Genomic DNA, 17,101 nt, shown 5'->3' with positions numbered 1-17,101 from the left:
TGGTTTCGCTGGCGGCGCGCTGAAGGTGCGCCCAAAAGGTCATCCAAGCACTAACGGCATCTTGCAATCGCGCCGAGCCGAGCGCCGTTGTCTGCGTCAACATGACTTGCCGGGACGCTTACGATACGTCTTCATAAAGGGCAGGCTCAACTGTGGGCGAACAATCGATACGGTCTTTGTTTCCATCTAAATTCCTTGGCGACCCCGAGGGGTCATGAAACTGTGTGTGGAACAGGGATGGGGGGGAGCTGCGTCGGGAAAATTCCGATGCTTGGCGTCAGGCGCCGGAGCGCCCCGTCCCCCACTCTTGTCGGGGTGAAGCAGGCACTCAGTACCGTTCATCCATATCTAAAAGCGCCTCTGGCGTGCCAGGGTTGGAGCGAATCGCAAGGTTCCAGCACATGTAGCCGTTCGACTTGGTCCCGTCACCAAACAGCTCCTTGAGGATCGCCGTCATCTCCTTGAAGTCACGATCTCTGGGCTGCTTGTATCCAAGCTTTCGAAGCAGCATTGGCGTCGTCATGCGTTCCTTCAGCGTGTACGGAAGAGGATTCGAATCAATGAGCTCCAAGAGCTTCTCCCGCATCGCGGATACGCTCTTATGAGCCTGATTGAACTCTTCTAGCTGATGCTCTTCATCCTCTGTCAGCCACCACTTTTCTCCTGCCTCAAAGCTCACCTTAAGTTGCGCGTAGACCTGTTGCATGTCGACTGAATGCCGCGCATCAACAGACACCACTGGGATGGTCCACCAACGGGTGTTCCCGGTGTGGTCGATAAGAAAATTGGCGTCATTGACCGAAGCGCAAAAGACCGTGCGGCGCGGGTACTCCGACTCGGAACGCCCATAAGGGCGTCGGACCTTGTCGGAATCGCGGGTGATGAACCCTTTGAGGCGCCCCAACTCCGCGCGTCGCAACGAAGTCTCAAGCTCACCAAACTCGGTGATCCAGTGAGTGATGGCACCCAGTACCGAGTCCTTGTTGGTCGGGTCCATCTGATGGTCGACGCGCACAAAGTCCTCACGGAACTTGGCGGGCACGAGGCTGGAGAACCAGCTCGTCTTACCAATTCCCTGCCGCCCTTGCAGCGTGAGTACACCTCGGCACCGAAAGCCCTTCGTACTCAGGGCGGCCGCGACAGCGCTGAGTAGCCATTTGCGCAGGATGACCAGCTTCAAGTCGAGGCAGAAGTGATCGGCCGTGACCAAGGTGGCGGCCAAGGCGGGGAGGCGATCTTCTCCATCCCACTCCATTGAGCAGATCCAGTCTGCAACTGGATTGATCTGGTACTCGTCAGCGATGGCAGCGACATACGACGGAATGTATGCAGTGGCCATTCCTTGCAAGTTCGCAAGACTGATCACATGCGTCATTGCCGACGCCTCACTGTTGTCCACGGTCGACTTCATGCCCGGAATGGCCAAGTTGATTCTCTTCTTGATGCAGTCATACCTCGAAGTGATGCCATAGCTCCTAAGTAGGTGCTTCAGGTTTGGGACGGTAGACGGCAATGGCCGTCCGTATCCCGACGGCAAATTTGGGAAGCCGTCAATTGGGAGTGGATTCTTTGCATTAGATGGACAATGAGTTGTTGACACTTTTTGCCTTAACCATGGGGAATAGACAAACATCAACGCATTGCGCCGATGCAGCTATTCCATTCAATTTCTTGGTGGTAGCCCGTTTGCCAGTTGGCTGGGCAAGATCAAAGATCAGGGGGCATCGTGACGGCTTACCTGGATCTCCAGACGCTCATCACCAGCCCAATCCGTGGTCGATCAAATACCTATTCCACGGCTTAGCGGACTCAATGGAAGGGAACCCATTGACGCTATTGTTGGATCAACTCCTAACGCTTCACCTGAAGTCCCTACTTCGTTAGATCGTCAACCGAGTGCGAATGATAGCCGCCCGATATGCTCGATGGAAAGGGGCATCTGAGCGTTTTTTGATTTTTCGATGGGGATTTTTTTGGCGGAGAAAATTTGCTTAAGGCGAAAGGCATTTAACTCCATCAACTGCCATTTCTAACGCCAACGTGTCTTCCGCTTATTGCCTCATATCTTCAAGGCTGAAGACACTTTCGCCGCTGAATCTCCGATCATTGGGATCAAAGCACTTTCAGCTTGGCGAAAGCATCCATCAATCACAAAGGCACTTTCTTTCAACCCGTCACGCAGTCAAGCTGAAAGAGCGTTAGCAAGGAAGCCGGCCTCGATCCCACAGGAAAGTGCCGCCATGTCAATGATCACAAGAGGCAATAGCTCAGGGGGATAGTCCAAGTCATCGCACTGCTGTGCTGCAATCGTCAGTTCATCAAAGAAGTTCATTTGGTTTCCTAAGACGCCGTACGCCGGCGCAGTTGTTTAGTTGCTGATTCGGGGACCATCCCCATGGCAAGTTGTGGCGGCCAACGAGCGATACACCTTGCGGATGCATGGTTCACGCGGTCGCTCAGACCCCTTGCTGTCGTTTTCCTCTTTTGGCTGAAGTGCTCGTCGTAGCTTGTTGTTGCCGGAGCAGGTCCTCCACACTTCTTTCAAGACTAGTAGTGGGGACGTGTTCGTGAAGTCTGGAGTTGTCGTCCTTCACGCGAACGATCCCGAGGTGACGAAGGCATGCAAGCAAGAACCCACCGGTGTTCACGCTCTTCCCTGGGTGCACTGCATTCATTGCCTTCGCCGTCAATCGACTAGCCCCGACCACCACCTCATCGATCGACATCAGGGAGGCCCATTCATCGCAGAACATTCCTCGTCCACTGTTGTTTGCGAGGCGGAAGTGCAAAGTGCCTGCCTTCGGATGTCGCCCCACCTCAAACTGGATGTCGGAGCGCTCCGATAGAGAAGGACATGTGTCTGCGTAAATCGCCTCTATTTCGAAGTCAGCATCAGCTGCCCCCTCAAGGTCTGGAGTGTTCGTTTCGTCTGCCATCTCATTTCCTTTCATTGCTAGTTGATGCGCCGTCAGGGCGCTGTGTTGCGCCCCTTCAAATAAGGTGGCTACGTCTTCGCATTTGGGCGGCCATGGCTTCCAGAACCTCAGGGCCACCGAGCCGAAGTACGTCCAGCAAGGCCGCAGCCTCTGCTTCGGTACGACTAAGGCCACCCTCTATCTCCCGAATGGCCGCCCTCTCGTCGAACAGCTCGTGTTCTGCTTCTGACAGCAACGCGACCAGCACTGCCACTGTCGGATCGTTTGGTTTCATCGTTGCTCCTTGCTGGACCATCCAAATGAAGAGCCGCCTCGATGGGCGGCTCTGGGTGGTGCATTGGTGTGATATTTCAAGGACGACCTCCCTCAGGTCGCGCAGTGACGTGTGAGCGGCAAAGCGCCAAGAGATCCGGGTGCGAGTCCTGCTCTGGCACGACGACGATTGCTCCGTAGCCCGATGAAGCCAAGACGAACACCATCTCGAAGCAATCCTCGTGCTCCTCGATGACCTCCCAGAGTGGGCGGCCCTCAGGATTGCAAAGGGGCCCATGGATGGCGGACTCGATCTGCTGCGGCCCATCGGCTGCCTCGGTAATGACGTAGAAGATCAGCTCCTCCATGGATACGTCCTCGTCAGCCAGAAGTTCCTGCTGTCGCTGCTGAAGCAACTCGATGCCGCTATGCCCTGGGTGGGAATCGATGAACGCTTCCACCTCGTGCGCATGGCGCAATACGTGCATACATCTCCTTTCGTCAGACAAAAGAAAAGCGCCCGAGGACTTGCGTCCAGGGGCGCTGCGTTGAAGCTGAGTGGCCTAGTTCGTGGCGATTTCCGATCGAGAGGCGACCTTCAGCAGGACGCCGGACTTGTCAAAGATCAGGCCCACGCTCTTGCTGCTGGCGGACCCAATGGTGGCCTGAGATCGCGTCCAGACCACACCAGTCCGATCGCCCGTCAGCGCCAAGACCCGCGCAGGCTTTCCTAGCTTTGCCTTGGCCTGATCCAGCGTGGTCACACCTGGTTGCATGGCATCAACGTCTGCCATTGAAAAGTCCTGACCCACGGAAGCACAGCCTGCGGCCATGACCACGGTTGCGGCCGCGAAGGCCTTTACGAAGTTCATACCTCTCCTTTGTTTGTAATGGGTTGTGGTGTCGCCTTTTCCAGGCGCTCAATCAATTTGTAGGACATGGCCACGGCCAGCGAGATCACGTCCTTCTTGCTGGTCTTCCTGGCGGCCAACGCGATCAGCAGCGCGCCCGGGACCACCAAGGCTCCTACCGTCATCCAGGGGATGCCGAACAGGAAGGTGGAAATCATTGCGACCAGGCCGACCCCGGTAGTGGTGGCGGCAAACACCCCGGCCAGCAGAAGCAAGGCACCAACTGCACCAAGGCCTGTACGACTCAGTTGCTAGTAGACCTGCCGATAGTTCTTCAGTTCGCCGGACAGGAGCCGCTTCACGGTGTCTTCTGTGGCATTGATGTCTTCCAGGTGCTCTGCTGGAAGCAGGTGCCTGCACCTACCCATCCACACCGACATCAAGCCCGCGAACTGATTGCGCACAGCGTCTGTGTTGGCGTCGAGTGCTGCGAGCCTGTCCAGGTTGATGTTCAGCTCGTCTCGAAGTACTTGCAGTGACGACGCCCCGGGGGTGTTCAGCTGGATGTAGCTACTGGTGCCGGCCTGATAGCTGAACCGTGCACTGTCGTATTCGCCCAGAGCCTGGCTAAGTTCAGCCAGGAATTCGCTGCCAAAGGCCTGCTTCATAGCGTCGATCGCGGTGACGCCTTCGGCCATGCAGCGGGCGGCTTGCTCCATCTTCTGTGCAGCATTCGGCCTGGAGGAAAGTCGCTTGAGCAAGGCTTCTGCCGCTGGCTTCCCGAATGCAGCCGCTAAGGACAACGCAATTGCCATGTATCTCCTTGGTCGAGTTGGAAAGCTGTTCATCCGCCCCAGCGGTCATGTAACGACTTTCGTGACGACAGATTATGACCACGTCACGAGACTCGTTACATGTCTTCGGGGCCCGTTCGTACTCAATCCGTGCTCGGCAGCCGCATGCGCGCCAGACGGGAGTCGTTGGGGTGGTCTCAGGAGAAGGTGGGGGTGCTCATCGGGATTGATGAGTCAAGTAGCCGCGCTCGTATCAGCCGATACGAGTTGGGCGTGCATGAGCCGCCTGTGGCGACGGCTCGCCTCATTGCAAAGGCACTGGATGTACCGTTACCTTATCTCTACTGCGAGGACGACGATGTCGCCGTGCTGCTTGTCGCCCTATATGAGATGCCAAAGGTAATGCGAAGAGAGAAGGCGCGCTTGTTCGCCTCAATGATGAAGGACTCTCGGTGACGCCCCCCCCCCGGGCGCTGGTTTGCCTGCCACCCGAGTAGCCGACTGGCACATGCCCAAGATGGCTTCCGCTTACGTTATCAGCCCTGCCTGAGGTGCTGACGCCGTGACGACGGCGTGAATGGCTGTGGAATCGCTAAGCTCGCCGCGCTGCAAGCCTGTTACGTTGCTTCCCGTTTCCATCCGCTTAGATTGCGACCTCCTCGCTTGGAAAGCATCGCCTGCTGCTGCATTCCCACTCCAATTGGCGAGTCGTGGACCGCTGCTGCCATGAGGTCTTCAGGTTTCCTATCAAGATCTAGAGAGAGTTGCTTCCCTGCTCGATGCGTGCTGCTATCAAAGCAGCCCACAAGCGACTTCTTTCCAACGCGGCTAGGCTAGAGACAGCCAGATGCTCGGTCTTGCAGCTCGCTCTGCGGTCTTGACGGTGCAGCCGGTGTACGAGTGCAACTAGCTCGCAGTTGCCTTGTGTTCGACCTTAGATGGCTTCTTGAAAGCAATTTCAGCCGCCTCCACGACGATCAACGAGTCTAAGTTGTCGATTAAACGTACATCTTGCCTGGAAGGCAGCTTTCCGAGGAAGTGTAGACGTCTGCATAGTCCACTAATCTCGTATAGCCGCCCTTAGGGCGCGGCAACAAACACGTAGAGACGCCACCGACCTAGAGCCACTGATCGCTTGCCAGCCGCCCAAGCCACGACAGAGCGAGGGCATAGGAAGTGAATCGCACAATCAGATCACCACGATTCACCGTGAATCACCGTGAATCACCAGAAGACACCAGGAAACGGCAAGAAGCGCCAGGCAACAACAAGAAACGCCAGGCAACGAAGAAGACTTACGGAAGTCGTACAAAGAGAAGTGATCTTGACTAGCGGATGGACTTCGGTTTTACAATCTCGCAACGCATGTCGAACACCATGAACGATTCATCACCCTTTCCCCCAGACTTAGGGCGCCGCCTAGGCGATCTTTCCGATCTTCCTGAAGCTCTTCGGAAGCAAATTGCCATAGCCAAGCTTGACGATCTAGAGGAAAAAATTGTTAAGACTCTCCGCGATCGATTCGGCGGGATCGCAAACATGGATGAGTTGATCGTCGGGCTATACCGCGATCATGCTTACATCACTGAAGATCGACGCAAGCTGGCAAACAAGCTTTACAGGATGCAACAGGGAGGACTAGTTGAGAGCGTCCCCAAGCGGAAGGGCGTGTACCGACTGAAAGAGAGCGCAGCAGAAATGTAGAGATTCCAAAAGCAAAAGGCCAGTCACCCTTTCGAATGACTGGCCCGTTGCAAGCAATGAAGGCCGGAGCCCACAGAGCTGGATGGTGGAACTTCTAGTGTATGTGGTGGCCATTTTTCCCGTCAAGGAAGGGGTTTTCCGGGACCTTCCTTGTCGTTCGTTTACCTCAGAAAGGTAAGAAGCATGGCCACACGCCACGAAATCAAGTGCATCAACAAGAGTGACCGCTATGACCCCCATGAGCGCATCAAAGCAATCGGGGGAGTCAACGCTGATGGATCCAACTGGAAGCTCAGTCAGCAAGCGGCGATCGCGGGCATTGAAGCCGGCAAGTACCAGTTCTTCGTGAAGGCCGGCGGCCGGATCGTAGATGTGATCGTTGCGGTAAGCCGATACGGCCACAAGTACTTGAAGACAGTTTCGGATGGAGAGCATCCGAACAATCTTCTCTCCCTGTACGAATGCGCTTGACGTCTGCATGACGCGAGGGGCCTTGTGCCCTTCGCTTTCCAACACACTAGAAAAGGAGAATCCGCGATGGCAGGTTGCACAGCACCAGTTCGTGGACACCGCTCATCGGCTGCTGCAGCAGATTGTCCCGCCTGCAGCTCTCGTGGCTACCGGCGGAGTTACGGCTACAGCAGCTATACCCCTTCGTATTCCTCGGGCGGCGGAAGCAGCTACAGCGGCGGAAGCAGACCTAGCGGCGGAGGAAGCGCCCGGGCCCGGTGGTCTCGCCCAACTTCGTCTGTTCTCTATACGCCAGCTCAAATTGCGTCGCTGACCGCGGTCCGGGACGCTGTCGAAAAGGAGGCAGGGGCGAAACCCGACCTTCGCGATTGCTTCCTCTGCCATGCCTGGGATGACCGGCAAGGAGCAGCAAAAGAACTCCACGATTTGCTTGAGGCGGCCGGCGTCAAGGTATGGTTCAGCGAGAAGGACTTAGGTCTTGGGGTTCCCATGATGCGCGCCATCGACAAGGGGCTGGCAACATCCAAAATTGGACTCGTTTTGGTGACACCTGCCTTGCTGCGTCGACTCCCAGCTGAGGGAGTCGCCGATAAAGAGCTCTCAACCCTCCTGCAAGGCAATCGACTCGTTCCAATCGTTCATGGAACTTCGTACGCAGCACTCCGTGAGATCAGTCCGATGCTCGCGTCGCGGAGCGGTCTTGATACGTCTGAAGATTCGATGATGACGATCGCGAAGAAGATTGCCGAGCTGGTTGAGATCTGGAGTTGACTGCTAGCCGTGCGATGCTACGGCCTTGGTTTTGCTGACCGACCAACTACCCGCTAAAGTGCTGAAGACCAAGCGCGAGGATCTGCGGGAAGGCGGCGCCCTGTGGATCGCGCAGAACAAGACCAAGGCCCAAACGCTCCATCAAGCTGACGGGCGAGCTTGCCGCCCTGATTGAGCGCATCAACGTCCGGCCTAGGGAGCGGCTGAGCGCCTGGCTGATTCAGGACGACGGCAAGCCGCTCGGCACATTCGCTCTACGGTCGCGGTTCGACAAGGCACGTGCGCTGTCCGGCGTGGATTTCTAGTTTCGGGACATCCGCGCGAAGGCCGCGACCGACACGGGCGACCTAGCGCATTCGCAGAAGCTGCTGGGGCATCGCAACCGCGAGATGACGGAGCAGTATGTTCGAGCCCGGGTCGGTGAAAAGGTCAAGCCGCTCCGTTAGATCAGCGGAGACTGCCCAGAAGCCGCCAACGCGATCCGGTCGATATAGGCCTTCATATCGTCGGCGCTTTCCAGTGCAAAGACGTCGGCATGATCTTGCAACAACAGCACGCTTTGCTTCACGTCTGGATTCGAGCTGCCAGCCGCAACGACATATCGCTTCGTCTGCGGCCCAAACACCCGCACCGCTTCATTCAGCACTAGGGCCTTCGCTTGCGCTTGTAGTCGCTTCCCGTTGAAGCTTTGCACTTCGAAATCAACCGTTTCGGTGATGTGCATAACGCTGTTCTTCAGCGCAAAGTCGGCCACCAGCCCGTGGGAAGGAGAAATCGTGAACTGCTCAACGACCCTGTGCGCCTCGATATCTTCGTCACGGCGGCTCCACAAGCCACGTGCCTTGAATTGATCTCGCAACTTCCTCCGCACTACATTGCGACGGCGGGAGACAGGCGCCGCGTTTGCCGATGCGAGCGTTGGCGGATTCACCGATTCAGCCAGAACCGCAGATACCTCGTGCTGATAGGTCGACTCGTCGGCATACGTAAACCGGCCAACGAAGCCATCTAACAAAACACCCAGACGGGCACCATCAAACCGGCATCGCAGGTCGGCCAGCGACCTGCAGTCCCTGGCAATGTGACTCACCAGAGATGCTGTCTGACTAAGCCGAGACTCAGGAAACGTCGGATCGATGGCCTTCATCTTCTGAACGCCGGACGCGACGCGCACGTCCCAACCGCCCTGGCGGTTAAACACGGCGCCTACGACGACCGTATCGAGCCGATCGACCGTCGGGTTTATCAGAAGCAATGAATATTGCGCAACGTTCATGGCAGCGCTCCTAGCACATTGGTCGTTCGAGCATCCCAGTCCGCACTCTCCCACCAGTCGAGCAAATCTGTGCGTCGATTCGGCAGCACCCACGCTGGCGGCAAGCTGTCCAAAGTGTCTTGTAGCTCACTTTTCTTCACCAGCCTCCACTTGTCTATCACCTGCTCGGCAACAGCCTTCTTCCACGCGGCATCTGCTGACCATACGCCAAATGCCCGCATTGTGTTAGAGCTCAGGTCGGGTGGTGGTGGTGGAAGCGGCCAGCCTGAGAAGCATAGGCAACGACTGTGATCGACTGCCTTGACGACGGTGTCCCCGGCAAGTTGTAAGTACAGGTAGTTATTGAGATGCCTGTCAACGTTATGGATCAACAGATCAAACGCATGTATGGCGCTGAACTCATCGGGGTTCGTAACCTTGCCAACGATGTCGGGCGCGTACTGCTCTGCGCCACCTTCCCACTTCGACCCGAACATGTAGACGCCGGGGTCCGCCTCAAGTTCGACGACGAAGCAGTCAGGAATTAAGAGTCCGCATCGCCGTGCGAGGTCTTGGGCAATCCACTCGACCATCGGCAGCCAATCGGCTGAAGTCTGATCCTTGCAGAGATAGCGATCTTGGCTCTGCTCGTTGATTGCTATGCAAGTAGCGTCAGCAGTTCTTGGTGGCGGCTTACTCCGCTTGCAAACCACATGACGATTCGTTCCCAGAACGCTCGGCAAGCTGCCTCCCTGGCATTGCTTTTGTAGATGACCGCGCGGATTGTAGAAAAGCCCCGAATAGCAAGCTATGCGGGGCTTTTACCTAAGCGCTTGTCAGCACTCATGAATTTTGGTGGCCAAGGGCGGAATCGAACCACCGACACGCGGATTTTCAATCCGTACTCTGCCACTGCATTGTGCCTGCTTTATCAAGAAAATCAATAACTTAGCTCACCCAACCCTCGCATTGACCCTGCATTGACCGGCTATGCCGTTGACACCTAGTTGACAACATCCTCGTCGCCAAGCCTGCTCCTTCCAACCTTACCAATGCTCCGGCTTCCGGATCGCCTTCTTTTTAGTCGGCACATGTGGCGGCAACTGGGCTGCCTGCAACTGCTCATCAGTCAGGTGCTTGACTACCCAGTGAGCAAAATTTGCCAGTGAGCCGCTGACACGGCGGCTTGACTCGCTTCCTGGTGCCGGCGGCATGATCGGCACGATGACACCAATCATGATGTGAGGGAAGTCCTCGCGGATCGCCTGTAGCGCCGGCTCAGCATCACTGTCGTTCGACACCAAGATGATGCGGTCATAGCGCCCCTTCGCCGCATCACGGTACATGCAGATGGCCAGGTTTACGTCCGTCTTCTTTTCTTCGAGGTGCCAGACTCGCGTGCGCTTGGTCCGGTCGTAGGGCTGGCCAGCAATGAACTCCGGCAGCAAGGACCCGTCCCGATCAAAGCTGTGCTTGCCATAGGTCACCGTGAACCGCTCGCCGTACTTAGCTTGCAGGGCACGGTGGTACGCCGACTGGGCTTCCACAGAGGCGGCACCATGCGTGGCGAAGTTGGCCAAGGCGTGGGCCGTGAACAGATGAACGCCGTCAAGGCGTTCGTTCTGGTCGCGCTTGTCCAGCAAGTCCTCAACGAGCTTGACCAGGTCCAGCCACTTGAAGGCACTGCCGCGCAACCTGCCGTAGTACAGGTTGTAGCCATCGACGTAGACGCCGATCCTCCTGGGTGCTTTGTCGCTGGGTGGCACGTGCGCTCTTGTTGTTCAGACGTGAAAAAGCCGCCCAGAGAGCGGCTTTTCCGTCCTAAGCGGGAGCCAACTGAATGACACCGCAAAGGATGAGTGGTGTGGGAATTATCGCAACACTTAACGAAACGGTCAACTCCAAGCCATCGCGGATCACCCAGGGTCATCCCCATCCATCGGCCTGACCCGCCGCCCAGACGCGCCATTCACTTGCCCACCACAAAAACTGTATGCTGCAAGTCCACCTACTCTACGCGTCAGCACAATGCGCATCACCCGACTCCTCACCTCCGCAGCGGCACTTTGCCTGGTGTCAGCCTCCGCCTTCGCTGCGGACTGGCAAACCACCTACTTCGGCACGTCCAAAGGCATCTACTTCCTCGATAAGGACAGTCTGACCGAGACCAATAGTGGCTTCAAAAAATTCTGGGTGCTGTATGCACCTCGTGTTCAGAGTGGGCGTCCGGGCGAGGGCTACGCATACGTCAAGTACTTGACGGGGGTCAATTGCAAATCGCGCGAGGCGATGCGGTACGAATCGATCTATACCGATGAGGGCGGCGTCGACCATCCTGCCGAAGTCAAGTTGGAGAAAAATCCCTACGCCATCGTGCCGGACTCAGAAGACGACTACTGGTGGACCTACCTTTGCAAAGCCAAGACAGCAAAGGAACAGGCCGAATTGGCCCTACCGCAATCGACGGATGGCATGAAACGGTACCTTGCAGACCAGATACGCTCCACGAGGGAAAACTCCCTTCAATACAAGCGGATGAATGGCCAGTAATCGCTACCCACGCACTGCGCCTGGCATCTACCCCTCCGGGGGCGTTCGCCACGTGGCAGGGGTGCCGGCCCTACGCTCCGCTTCAATCCAGCACCCCTCCCGCTAGCGTGAGCCGCTGCGGACCGCGTCAAGGGTCCGCTTCGCCAGGTGCTCACCCGGTCCCTCCATTTCACTCCGGGCTGCGGCTTCCGCCCTACCCTTGACCCGCTCCTTCGCTAGACATGCTCTGCCAGCATGCCTGGCCGTAGACGCTTCGAATGCGCGCGATGTCAGCGTGATCATGCACGCGAAGCCTTGCCCGCTCCACAGCCAGCTCGGAACGCCGGGTACGGAGCTTTTCAGACTGGTCTGGCGTCAAGGCACCGCTAGCGATCCTGGCAGTCCAGATTGCCATAAGGTGCGTGATGCACTCCTTGGCGCATTCGAAGGCGGCTGCCTCATCCTGGGTCCACTTCTCCATCTTGCTACATCTCCTCGGCAGCTGCACTGTGGCGAGCGCTCGTCGCTGTGTTCCAGTCCCTCAAGAAATTTTCGCGGACGCGAAAATGCAAAGTGCACGTGCAAGTGGATCGCTCACATGAGCGCCTGACCACTGACCAGCGCCGCATCGTCGAATTGACCGGCTCGGTAAATTGCTTCGCGGAGCGACACCACGCGAGATGCTGCAGGTGCTCGCTCGGCTGCAAGTAGGTCTAAAACATCATCGTACTGAGATGTATTGAACCATTCAGTGTGCCCAAAGCAGCCGTACGGAATCAGCCGCCGGTGATATGGGGACTCCACTCGATAGGACGCAAAGCGCTCCTTCACCAGGCCCTCCGCTCTCATTGCTTGGTCTTTGGAATCAAAGTGGATCGCTACGCTCTTGTCGATTTCGAACAGCTCATCAAGCTCTGATCTTGGCTTCACGTAGTCCCAGGCACGAGAAGGCCAATTACTCGTGAAGCCAACCTTCATTGCAGAGTCATCACGGAGACAAAGCACGTACACCGCATAGATCTTCACACGAACCGGCGCGTATACATGCACAGGGACCTTTAGGTGGAATCGCTTCAGCAACACAGACACGAACAGCTTCGACTCGGGGTAATGCTTGTTCCTCTTTGCCGCCGACGCTCTCACCTTTCCTTCGCCAATCTGGTTCACGAGCCAAAGCAGTCGCCTCTCGTCCATCTCGTTCTGGACCAGAACGCCGAAGTGATCTTCAGGCAGCTCTTCGAATGTCACCGAGTCTTCCACGCAAAGCTCCATCGAGAAATATCCATAGTGGGCATAAGACCTGCAAGACGGGTCCAGTCAGAATAGGCCCGCTCTTGTGAGCTGAAGCACTAGGAGGAGTTCTGTCCTACCTCTCTCGCCGGTTCGAGTCTGCGCCCATCCCGGCAGAAAGGACAAGCCGGAACGTCCGGCACTGGACTTCTCCTCAGTGAGTCCTCCGAGCATCACGATCTCTCCGTCACGGACTTGCACATCAGTCTTCAGCTCGCGTTTGATGAGCGTAGGTGAATTGTTAACTCCTGTAGTTGTTGGCACGAAGTTTGATATCTGCTGCTGCACCGCCAAGTCAATTGCCCCCTCGCGCACTTGGGGCGTGACATTAAATATCACGCCGCTGTTTCGGTACTCAACGGATTGCACGGGCTGACCGTTCGAAACGTAGGTGACTGCGCCCAACACAGGTACGTCCTGCCCTACCGCGAAGCTTGCCTGTGCGCCGCTGCGAACTCGCAGCGCTGGCTGTGTCACAACCTTGAATCGAGAGTCCGATGACAAAGCGGAGAAGACTGCATCGGCGTTGCCCACGCTTACCCTGACCGAATTTTGCTGAGCGGTGCTCTGTAGGTTGACCGACAGCCTGCCTGCGAGCAACGATGCTGCGAGATTGAATGCTGACCCTGTACTGTCACCGGTCTGGACCTCGTAGACCACACCGCGAACCATGACCTCACCTACCTGGCAGTCGACTTGGGCAAGCAGCCTTTCCAGCTTTTTGACCTCGCCAGCCTCACCACTGAACACAAGCACGTCAGCAGCGCGATCAACTAGCGCGGCCGCAGAACCTGGCGGCATCGGAACATCGGTCTTCGAGGTCAGCGGGGCGACCACGGTACGGTTTACCGTGAACTGGCCCTTGAACAACGGACGAAGCAGGTCAGCCAGGTAGCCCACGTCGCGGAACCTCGGCTTGTAGACGAAGGCCTCCAGCGCCGGCTCGGGATCCCTTTTAGGACCCAGGAACTCCAAGCCGCCACGATCAGTGACGGCATAGCCAAGACTGTCCAGCAGCTTGATCAAGTCCGCCTTGATCGACTGGACGGAACCTGCGAACCGGAAGGACACCAGACGCTGATCAGCGAGCAGCTCAGGTGCGAGCACGTAGGGCGTCTTGAGCGCATCGGAATAAATAACGTTGACGATGCGACCCACCTGCACGCCGGACAGCTCGAACGACAGATCCGCAGATTTCGCGGACGCGAAAATCGGATGCCCAACCAGCAAGGCCAGGGCGAGAACGCAGCTCTTCATTTCTTATGGTCCATTGGTGACGCAGGGGCAGCCTGCCGACTCGATCCGCTGAAAGCCGTGACGCGCTGACCGTCAACTTCACCGACAGCTGCCACCCCATCAAACCGAAAGCCCGAAGGGTGCTCAATGCGAAGGTCGCCAGCGGCATTGGACAGGACGACCATCACCCCTTCGCGCGTACTCATCTTCCCGACGACTCGCCAGTCCTCGCTGAGTACAGGCCTTGCCGCCGACACAGGCGCCGGCGTGGTGACAAGACCTGACCCCACCTGGCTGTCCTTTGTTGCTTCGGCCTTCACAGGGGCACCCTTTTTCCCAAAGAAGTGAATCACGCCATAGCCTGACATGGCTGCGCAAACAAGCACGCCGGCCGCCATTGCCCACAGCTTGGGATTCATCAGAATGTTCTGACGGTCATCGACCGTCAGCTCCTTCCCACTGCCCCCGGTGTAGCTCTGATAGAGGGGAAAGTACTCGGGGTCATACGTCTTGTTCTCGACCGCAACCCGCGCCTTCGCCGTCTGCTTCCACCCCTCCCACATCTCAACGCGGTAGACCTTGGAGAGCCCCAGGCTCTTGATCTTCGTCGTCCGAAAGCTCAGCTCGACAACGGCCTTCAGGATGCGATTGAGGTCGCCGATGTCCTGCACCATCAGGACTAAGTCGCAAGTGACTGCCGTGGTCGCGTCGACGTAGTGGCGGTGCTCCCGAAAGAACACGCGATGGTTCTTTGCGATCTTGGAATCAGTGCCCCAGAAGCGCCAGGCCTCATCAATGCAGACCAGATCGCCGCCCCGACAAAACGTATCCACGGGCTCGCCAAAGGGGAAGAAGGTGTCCGAGAACACGTCCTCATTGCGGCAATGAACAACATGGCCCAGCTTGTCCATGTCGACCCCCTGCTTTTCATGGATGAAGGCCCTGATCGCGTCAGAGTCGATGCCTTCCACATTGGTGACGACACGCCTGCCCTTGGCGATTGCCGGGACGATGACTGAACGCACGCACTCAAAGGACTTGCCGGAGCCCATGAGCCCCGTGTAAGCGTTTATCGGCATCGCTGCGCCCTCAGCCGATCACCGGGATCCGGCGAATGATGAAGCGGGTCAGAAAGGCAGAGACCATCATGGGCACGCCCACAGACACCGCGAACAGGTCAAGGAAGTACCAGGTACCAGCACTGATACCCGCGAACGCCGAGCTAAGCGAGGCGCCGGTAGGCAGCCACGAAGCCATCACGGACACCAGTTCGTATACAGCCAGATAGAGGGCCGTAAAAAGCACGAACTTGATGACGAGTGTCCTGAAGGCCCAGCCAAGAATGCTGTTCAGCGCAGAAAGGAAGATTCCAAACATGGGGGACCTCAGGCAGACAGAACAATGAACAGCGCGGCCAGCAGGAACACCAGAACCATCGCGTTGTAGAGTTCGCCCCGCACGCTTTCAAGAACCGTGCAATGCCCGTCCATCACAACCGTCTTGCCGAACAGATTGAACGTGGCCCTCGGGCATGTGGCCTGGTGGGCAGGAACCTGGAAGTTGCGCAGATCCGGCATCAGCTGCTTCAGCGGCTGCAATATCTGCTCGCCGGTCGGTGTGGCTTCCAGCTTGGGCGAGCCGATGCCAGGGTCTGCACCGAGATTCAACAAGGGAGAGCTAGCAGCCGGATTGACCGGTGTGCCCGTCGACGGAGAAGACGAGGCCTGGCCGAGCGGATCGGTCGCTGAGATGGTCGCCGCCAGATCGCCAATCGTTGCGGTCTGGAAAGTCGGATTCGCTGCGCGAAAGCTCGCCACGTCGGCCTCGGTAATGGGATCCGACATCGAATATGGGACGCCGCTATAGCCAGGCTGAGACGCGGCCTGTCGAAAGGCTGCATCAGCCAGATCAGCAACGACCTTGGCGGGCAATGGCTTCGCCTTGTCTGCCTCGCTGAGGGACTGTAGGGCCTTGGCGGCCGGTTCCGTCACCGGTTTGGTATTCCCACTTCCTGCAGGCTTGTAGTTCGGGTCGGCAACGGTGCGCAACCAACCGAGTAGATTCATGGCTGCTTGGCTAATGACGCCGCTACTCTTTGCCCGTATCGCACAGCTGTAATTCGCGGAACCTACCAGCTCAAATACAGCGCCGCCAGGCGGATAGAAGTCCCCGCAGAACTCCATTGATCCGTTGTTGGAATCAAGCGGCCACCCCTTGCTGCCATCCCCAAGCCATACCCATGTTTGCCCGGGAACCGGAACAAATACAGGACCAGATGGCGTATAGGTAACTGTCCCGTCAGCTTTGAAAAGCCAGTTCGTCAGTGCCTGAATGCCATAGCCAACTGCGCCAGCAATTACAGCAGTGGCCAGGACAGAGCCCCAGGCAGGTGCAGTACCTGTTACAACAACGGCCGTTGCAATCTGTATGACTGCCGATCCCACCGCAGACACAGTTCCGCCGAAGCGCGGATCATTTGCTGCGAATCCTCGTGCTGCAATTTTTGATTTGACGACAGCTGCAATCTCCGCGCCGATACGAGAAGCCGGCAAAGCTTGAGCGTCAGCCTTTGCCGTCAGGACGAGCGCGAGGAACAGAATCAACATCCGACGAATCACGAGCCACCCCCTTCAAATCCAGTCACTACCGCCCAACCCGACAGCAGGCCCCAAACAAACATCACCAGATACCAAGCATCGTTTGCGGTCACGACATGCTCTCCAATGAAGAAGGGGCGCCCCACCTGACGCAGGGCACCCCTTGAACCAGCTGGCTGATCAACGACCGCGCAGCATGCCCAGCACCGTGCGAGCACCCCGGATCGACACATCGACCACGGCCAGGGCGCCGGCAACGGCCATCACGCCGACGACGATGTCAGCAGGAGTAAATGCGCCAGTGATGGCGCTGTAGTCGACCGCGGCGCTGGCCGAGGTGGACGCGACGAGAGCACCGACAGCGACCAGGCCGGCAATGACGTTCTTGTTCATCTTCAAAACACTTTCATAGAAA

The 17,101-nt window shown here is 57.4% G+C and carries 22 protein-coding genes; 5 read left to right on the top strand and 17 right to left on the bottom strand.

What is annotated here, in order from left to right:
• Positions 1–328 precede the first annotated feature (328 nt).
• The 8 genes from ACS5PK_RS22305 to ACS5PK_RS22270 form a co-directional block, all read right to left on the bottom strand.
• A complete protein-coding gene (locus ACS5PK_RS22305; protein WP_439442473.1) occupies positions 329–1,399 on the bottom strand; it encodes a VapE domain-containing protein in 1,071 nt (356 codons plus the stop codon).
• 783 nt (positions 1,400–2,182) lie between these two features.
• A complete protein-coding gene (locus tag ACS5PK_RS22300) occupies positions 2,183–2,332 on the bottom strand; it encodes a hypothetical protein (protein ID WP_439442472.1) in 150 nt (49 codons plus the stop codon).
• A gap of 124 nt (positions 2,333–2,456) precedes the next feature.
• Positions 2,457–2,936: a hypothetical protein gene (locus ACS5PK_RS22295; RefSeq protein ID WP_439442471.1), complete on the bottom strand. Its 480-nt coding sequence runs from the start codon at positions 2,934–2,936 to the stop codon at positions 2,457–2,459.
• Positions 2,937–2,991: 55 nt separating this feature from the next.
• On the bottom strand, positions 2,992–3,210 hold the full coding sequence (locus tag ACS5PK_RS22290) for a hypothetical protein (RefSeq protein ID WP_439442470.1): 219 nt from the start codon (positions 3,208–3,210) through the stop codon (positions 2,992–2,994).
• 76 nt (positions 3,211–3,286) lie between these two features.
• Positions 3,287–3,676, bottom strand: coding sequence for a hypothetical protein (locus tag ACS5PK_RS22285; protein WP_439442469.1), 390 nt, complete (start codon positions 3,674–3,676; stop codon positions 3,287–3,289).
• Positions 3,677–3,751: 75 nt separating this feature from the next.
• Entirely contained in the window at positions 3,752–4,060 is a 309-nt protein-coding gene (locus ACS5PK_RS22280; RefSeq protein ID WP_439442468.1) for a hypothetical protein, read from the bottom strand.
• A complete protein-coding gene (locus ACS5PK_RS22275; protein ID WP_439442467.1) occupies positions 4,057–4,314 on the bottom strand; it encodes a hypothetical protein in 258 nt (85 codons plus the stop codon). The genes ACS5PK_RS22280 and ACS5PK_RS22275 overlap by 4 nt, the downstream gene beginning before the upstream one ends.
• A gap of 36 nt (positions 4,315–4,350) precedes the next feature.
• Complete coding sequence (locus ACS5PK_RS22270) at positions 4,351–4,854, bottom strand: hypothetical protein (protein WP_439442466.1); 504 nt, start codon at positions 4,852–4,854, stop codon at positions 4,351–4,353.
• A 99-nt stretch (positions 4,855–4,953) separates the two neighbouring features.
• Here ACS5PK_RS22270 and ACS5PK_RS22265 point away from each other — a divergent pair, with 99 nt between their 5' ends.
• From ACS5PK_RS22265 to ACS5PK_RS22250, 4 genes are all read left to right on the top strand, one after another.
• Positions 4,954–5,289 carry a helix-turn-helix domain-containing protein gene (locus tag ACS5PK_RS22265; protein WP_439442465.1) on the top strand — a complete coding sequence of 112 codons (336 nt, stop codon included), beginning with the start codon at positions 4,954–4,956 and terminating at the stop codon, positions 5,287–5,289.
• 909 nt (positions 5,290–6,198) lie between these two features.
• Complete coding sequence (locus ACS5PK_RS22260) at positions 6,199–6,537, top strand: hypothetical protein (protein WP_439442464.1); 339 nt, start codon at positions 6,199–6,201, stop codon at positions 6,535–6,537.
• A 183-nt stretch (positions 6,538–6,720) separates the two neighbouring features.
• Positions 6,721–7,008, top strand: a complete 288-nt coding sequence (locus tag ACS5PK_RS22255; protein ID WP_439442463.1) for a DUF3892 domain-containing protein — start codon at positions 6,721–6,723, stop codon at positions 7,006–7,008.
• A 66-nt stretch (positions 7,009–7,074) separates the two neighbouring features.
• Positions 7,075–7,779 (top strand): toll/interleukin-1 receptor domain-containing protein, encoded by a 705-nt coding sequence (locus ACS5PK_RS22250; protein WP_439442462.1) that lies wholly within the window; start codon positions 7,075–7,077, stop codon positions 7,777–7,779.
• 442 nt (positions 7,780–8,221) lie between these two features.
• On the opposite strand, the gene ACS5PK_RS22245 is transcribed toward ACS5PK_RS22250, so the two are convergent.
• From ACS5PK_RS22245 to ACS5PK_RS22235, 3 genes are all read right to left on the bottom strand, one after another.
• Positions 8,222–9,055 (bottom strand): hypothetical protein, encoded by an 834-nt coding sequence (locus ACS5PK_RS22245; RefSeq protein WP_439442461.1) that lies wholly within the window; start codon positions 9,053–9,055, stop codon positions 8,222–8,224.
• Positions 9,052–9,777, bottom strand: coding sequence for a hypothetical protein (locus tag ACS5PK_RS22240; RefSeq protein ID WP_439442460.1), 726 nt, complete (start codon positions 9,775–9,777; stop codon positions 9,052–9,054). The genes ACS5PK_RS22245 and ACS5PK_RS22240 overlap by 4 nt, the downstream gene beginning before the upstream one ends.
• Before the next feature lie 303 nt (positions 9,778–10,080).
• Positions 10,081–10,800, bottom strand: coding sequence for an NYN domain-containing protein (locus tag ACS5PK_RS22235; protein WP_439442459.1), 720 nt, complete (start codon positions 10,798–10,800; stop codon positions 10,081–10,083).
• A 262-nt stretch (positions 10,801–11,062) separates the two neighbouring features.
• Between ACS5PK_RS22235 and ACS5PK_RS22230 the strand changes: the two genes are divergently transcribed.
• Positions 11,063–11,584: a surface-adhesin E family protein gene (locus ACS5PK_RS22230; RefSeq protein WP_439442458.1), complete on the top strand. Its 522-nt coding sequence runs from the start codon at positions 11,063–11,065 to the stop codon at positions 11,582–11,584.
• Positions 11,585–12,157: 573 nt separating this feature from the next.
• On the opposite strand, the gene ACS5PK_RS22225 is transcribed toward ACS5PK_RS22230, so the two are convergent.
• The 6 genes from ACS5PK_RS22225 to ACS5PK_RS22200 form a co-directional block, all read right to left on the bottom strand.
• Complete coding sequence (locus tag ACS5PK_RS22225; protein WP_439442457.1) at positions 12,158–12,823, bottom strand: GIY-YIG nuclease family protein; 666 nt, start codon at positions 12,821–12,823, stop codon at positions 12,158–12,160.
• 57 nt (positions 12,824–12,880) lie between these two features.
• Positions 12,881–14,110, bottom strand: a complete 1,230-nt coding sequence (locus ACS5PK_RS22220) for a type II secretion system protein GspD (protein WP_439442456.1) — start codon at positions 14,108–14,110, stop codon at positions 12,881–12,883.
• Positions 14,107–15,141 (bottom strand): zonular occludens toxin domain-containing protein, encoded by a 1,035-nt coding sequence (locus tag ACS5PK_RS22215; RefSeq protein ID WP_439442455.1) that lies wholly within the window; start codon positions 15,139–15,141, stop codon positions 14,107–14,109. Before ACS5PK_RS22215 ends, ACS5PK_RS22220 begins: the two co-directional genes overlap by 4 nt.
• Positions 15,142–15,178: 37 nt before the next feature.
• The gene (locus ACS5PK_RS22210) at positions 15,179–15,466 is read right to left on the bottom strand and encodes a DUF2523 family protein (RefSeq protein WP_439442454.1); all 288 of its coding nucleotides are present in this window, start codon (positions 15,464–15,466) and stop codon (positions 15,179–15,181) included.
• A gap of 8 nt (positions 15,467–15,474) precedes the next feature.
• Entirely contained in the window at positions 15,475–16,695 is a 1,221-nt protein-coding gene (locus ACS5PK_RS22205) for a hypothetical protein (protein WP_439442453.1), read from the bottom strand.
• 171 nt (positions 16,696–16,866) lie between these two features.
• Positions 16,867–17,101: hypothetical protein (locus tag ACS5PK_RS22200; RefSeq protein WP_439442452.1), on the bottom strand; the 235-nt coding region annotated here is incomplete at its 5' end.

This window comes from Roseateles sp. DB2, from assembly GCF_051857535.1.
Taxonomy (GTDB): Bacteria; Pseudomonadota; Gammaproteobacteria; order Burkholderiales; family Burkholderiaceae_C; genus Roseateles_B.
The sequence above is the reverse complement of the archived record's forward strand: the minus strand, read 5'-3'. Positions and strand labels throughout refer to the sequence as shown.